Source organism: Martelella sp. (genome assembly GCF_984369615.1).
Map to the genome: position 1 here is coordinate 1 of NZ_CFHTCS010000335.1, position 4,737 is coordinate 4,737.

The 4,737-nt window shown below is 61.7% G+C and carries 3 protein-coding genes and 1 pseudogene; 3 read left to right on the forward strand and 1 reads right to left on the reverse strand.

What is annotated here, in order from left to right; translation table 11 throughout:
• The coding region (locus AC5DC2_RS19580) for a 4Fe-4S dicluster-binding protein (RefSeq protein ID WP_491699680.1) at window positions 1-630 on the forward strand (630 nt) is incomplete at its 5' end.
• 237 nt (window positions 631-867) lie between these two features.
• Window positions 868-3,516, forward strand: coding sequence for a bifunctional diguanylate cyclase/phosphodiesterase (locus AC5DC2_RS19585; RefSeq protein ID WP_491699681.1), 2,649 nt, complete (start codon window positions 868-870; stop codon window positions 3,514-3,516).
• Window positions 3,517-3,521: 5 nt separating this feature from the next.
• Here AC5DC2_RS19585 and rutR read toward each other — a convergent pair whose 3' ends face one another.
• On the reverse strand, window positions 3,522-4,169 hold the full coding sequence (rutR, locus tag AC5DC2_RS19590; RefSeq protein WP_024709074.1) for an HTH-type transcriptional regulator RutR: 648 nt from the start codon (window positions 4,167-4,169) through the stop codon (window positions 3,522-3,524).
• Between the two features lie 256 nt (window positions 4,170-4,425).
• On the opposite strand from rutR, the pseudogene AC5DC2_RS19595 reads away from it, so the two are divergent.
• A pseudogene (locus AC5DC2_RS19595) lies at window positions 4,426-4,737 on the forward strand (Zn-dependent hydrolase); the annotation flags it as partial.

Below are 4,737 nucleotides of genomic sequence, written 5' to 3' on the forward strand. Positions count from 1 at the left end.
CATGGCGGCTATTGCGGCCCGGCGGTGAAGCCGATCGCGCTCAACATGGTGGCCGAGATCGCCCGCGACCCGGAAACGGCGGGCCTGCCGATCTCCGGCATTGGCGGCATCACCACCTGGCGGGACGCGGCCGAATTCATGGTGCTTGGCGCCGGCAATGTGCAGGTCTGCACCGCGGCGATGACCTATGGCTTCAAGATCGTCAAGGAGATGATCTCCGGCCTTGAGGCCTGGATGGACACGAAGGGTTTTGCCACGCTCGACGAGATTTCGGGCCGCGCCGTGCCGAATGTGACCGACTGGCAGTACCTGAACCTCAATTCCATCACCAAGGCCCGCATCGACCAGGACGCCTGCATCAAATGCGGCCGCTGTCACATTGCCTGCGAGGACACCTCGCACCAGGCGATCACCGCGATGGTCGACGGCGAGCGCCACTTCATGGTGAAGGAAGAGGATTGCGTCGGCTGCAATCTCTGCGTCAACGTCTGTCCCGTCGAGAACTGCATCGACATGGTGACGCTTGCGCCGGGCGAAACGGACCGGCGCACCGGCGAGACGGTTTCCGCCGACTATGCCAACTGGACGTCGCACCCGAACAACCCGATGGCAACGAAGGCGGCGGAATAAGCAAACCAGGAAAACAATAACATGCGAGAAAGCCATGAGGTCGCGCCGGCCTCGTGGCTTTTATAGTCTCTACTAAACAGTTATATTTAGAGATAGATCAAAAATAAAACTCTAAAATACTTATATTTATTCAGAATATTAAGTATATATATGGGATAAAAATCTTTTTACATTGATTTCGCCTTACAATTTCCTGCAGCATGCGAAGCACGACAGGAGACGGGAGCAGGCGAGAGAATGCTGAAGCCGGCAGCACGGCGACGAAAAAGGCCTTACCGGTTGGCGCCGAGCGACATTCTCGCTCTGGCCGTCGTCGCGCTCGTGCTCGGCTCGATGATCGTCGCCAATCGCCAGGCCGAACGCAATTTCACCGAGAACTTGCGGCTGAAAACATCGGAGCGCATGGCGGTTTCCACGGCGCGCCTTGAGGCGGATCTGGAAGAGAACCTCCGGCTGGTGGAAGGGATGGGCGTTGCGCTGTCGTTCGAGCCCGAAATCGATGCCGACCGTTTCGCGCAGCTGGCCGACAAGCTGGTCGAGGGCCACAACGCGATCGCAAGCATTGCGCTCGCCCGCGACCTCAAGATCACCATGGTCTATCCGCTCGAGGAAAACCGGGAGGCGATCGGGCTGGACTACCGCGACCGTCCGGAACAGCTTGCCGCGATCGACAAGGCATTGCTCGCGCGCGGCCCGGTCGTTGACGGTCCGATCGTGCTGGTTCAGGGCGGCTCGGCGCTTCTCGCCTACTATCCGCTCTATGACGGCGAGGACAGCGAGACCTGGGGCCTTCTCTCGGCAATCGTCGCGCTCGAAGCGCTTTTCGCCGACCGGTCGATCACCGCGCGCCATCCCGATCTTGACCTCGCGCTCGCCAAGAACGGTCCCGACGGCGCGCCGGCCGATATCCTTTTCGGACGGCAGGCGGTGTTCGACGCCGAACCGGTGACGCAAGAAATCAGGCTTGCGAATACGCAATGGACGCTCGCCGCCGTGCCGAAGACCGGCTGGGACGAACCGGTTTCCGCGGCGCTGCCGCGACAGATCATGATCGGCGCGATCGGCCTTGTCATCACAGCAGCCGTTATCGGCATCGCCTGGCTGATGCGCCTGCGCCAGCGGAATCTCGCAAAGCTCGGCCGGCTTTCGCGACGCATGCAGCTCGCCCTCGACGCCTCTAAAATCGGCGTCTGGGAGATGGAACTGGAAAGCGGCGAGGCCATCTGGGACAAGCGGATGTACGCGCTTTACGGCAAGTCGCCCGATTGCGGGGAAAAGCCCATGCAGATCTGGTCCGGACGGCTCCATCCCGACGACATCACCAAGGAAAAGGCGCGCATGGAGATCACCATCGCCGAGGGAGAGGATTTCCGCGATACCTTCCGGATCGTACTGGATGATGGAGAGACGCACCATATGCAGGTCTTCGGCACATTCTACCGCGACCCGGCCGGCGCCGACAGGATGATCGGCGTCAACTGGGATATCACCGAGGATGTCAGGCTTCACGAAGAGCTGAAACGGGCAAATGTCGAAGCGCGCCAGAAGAACGCGGCTCTTGAGGAGGCGCAGAAGGTTCTGCGCCACAATGCGCTGCACGACGCGCTGACGGGTCTTGCCAACCGGCGCCATCTCGGCGAGGCCTTTGCCGGAGAGACCGGCGCGGCAACCGGCCACGGCGGCCCGCGCTACGCCGTGCTGCACGTCGATCTCGACCGCTTCAAGGAGATCAATGATACGCTCGGCCATGCCGCCGGCGACGCCATGCTGCGCCACAGCGCCAACATGCTGCGCAGTATCGCCGGCCCCCATGATTTCCTCGCCCGTGTCGGCGGCGACGAGTTCACGCTTGTTACCGGGTGGGACGGCAATGTCGAGTGGCTGACGCGGCTGGCGCAGGAGATCATCCGCGCCCTTGGCAGGCCGCTTCAGTACGGCGAACACCATGTGCGCGTCAGCGCCAGCGTCGGCATTGCCTGGATCGACGGCGAGACAGTCACGATGCGCGATGCGCTCGTCAATGCCGGCATCGCCCTTTATGAAGCCAAGCGCATGGGCCGCAACCAGTTCGTGGTCTTCGACGCGACGCTGCGCAATATCGCGATCACCAACAAGAAGGTGGCAGACGAATTGCTGGCGGCCCTTGAGGACGACCAGTTCGAGGTATTCTACCAGCCGCAGATTTCCGCGCGCTCCATGGAGATCACGGGGGTCGAGGCGCTGGTGCGCTGGCGCCACCCGACCCGGGGCCAGCTCGCGCCGAGCCATTTCATCGGCACCGCCGAAACGACCGGATCGATCGCCCGCATCGACGCGGTGGTGCTGAACAAGGCGAGCCGCCAGTTCCAGGCCTGGATGCAGACCGGTCTCGGCATTCCGCATATCTCCGTCAACATCTCGGCCCAAAGGCTGATCGATCCCGCGCTCTTGCAGGGGATCGCCGAAAGCCGGCTTTCGCCCGGCCAACTCTGCATCGAGCTTCTCGAATCAATTTCCTTTGATGATCAGGACACCAGTCTGGAGAACGCCGTGGCGGCGATCAAGGCGCTCGGGGTCGATGTCGAGATTGATGATTTCGGCACCGGCTACGCCTCGATCCTCAGCCTGCTTTCCCTGTCGCCGAAACGGCTCAAGATCGACCGGCAACTGGTGCTGCCGATCACAACCGGCCAGAGCCAGCGCCGCCTGGTCGCCTCGATCATCGAGATCGGCAAGGCGCTGGGCATCGAGGTGATCGCGGAAGGCGTGGAAACGGCAGAGCATGCGCGCATCCTGCGCGACCTCGGCGTCGACGCCTTTCAGGGCTATTTCTTCGCCCCGCCGCTCTCGGCCGAGGCTCTGATGCGCTTTGCGCGAGAGAGGACATGGCTGGCGCAAACCTCGTAAGGGCCTCAGGCGCCACCCTTGCCGGGAATAAGTCCGTTGATGAACAACGCCTCCAGGTAGCGCGCGGCATCCTCGAATCGTCCCTCGCCGGAAAGCCCCTCTCCCAGCACAGCGCGCACCTGAACGTCGAAGTCGGCATAATGCTGGGTCGTTGCCCAGATCGAGAAGATCAGGTGGTAGGGGTCAACCTTGCGCAGCTTTCCGGCTGCCTGCCAGGCACGAATCACCTTGGCCTTCTCGTCGACAAGGTCCTTCAGCTCGCCCTTGAGGAAGGATTCGGTATTGGGCGCGCCCTGCAGCACCTCATTGGCGAAGAGCCGGCTTTCGCGCGGATAGTCCCGCGCCATTTCAAGCTTGCGACGGATATAGGAGCGGATCTCGGCGGCCGGGTCCTTCTCGACGTCGAAGACCCTGAGCGGATCGAGCCAGATATCCATCACCCGGGCGACAAGGGCCGCGAACACGGCCTCTTTCGAGCGGAAATAATAGAGCACATTGGGTTTTGACATGCCGGCGGCCTCGGCGATCTGGTCGACGGTCGCCCCTCTGAAACCGTTCGCCGAGAATACGTCCAGCGCGGCCTCAAGGATCACCTCCTCCTTGGCCTCCTGTATGCGCGTCCGCCGCTGTGTCCGCCCCGCCCGTGGTGTCATTTCCACTTCCATCGCCCTCATTCCATGCCGCAATTCGCAGCCACTTTTGCACAATTTCGGATCCCGCCTAAACTTTAGGCTATTTTTTGGAAAAATGACGAGTGATTTTGATGTTGGTCACTTGAGCCTTGGCACGGAAGTTGTAAAGTTTACCAAGCGGTCAAAAACGTGACCGATTGAGACAAGAAAGGCAATGCCCTCCTTATCCGGCAACAAGCCGGCGACGGCAAGGCCTCAGGCAGAACGGGGAAGAGTGATGGCAGCCCATGCAGGCGAAAACATGCGCGTCAACGGCGACCGCCTTTGGAGCGCGCTCATGGACATGGCCCGAATCGGTCCGGGAGTGGCCGGCGGCAACAACCGCCAGACCCTGACGGATGCGGATGCGGACGGTCGCGCGCTGTTTCAGAAATGGTGCGAGGACGCAGGCCTGACGATGGGCGTCGACAAAATGGGCACGATGTTCATGACCCGTGCGGGAACCGATCCTGACGCCCTGCCCGTCTATGTCGGCAGCCATCTCGACACCCAGCCGACCGGCGGCAAATATGACGGCGTGCTCGGCGTG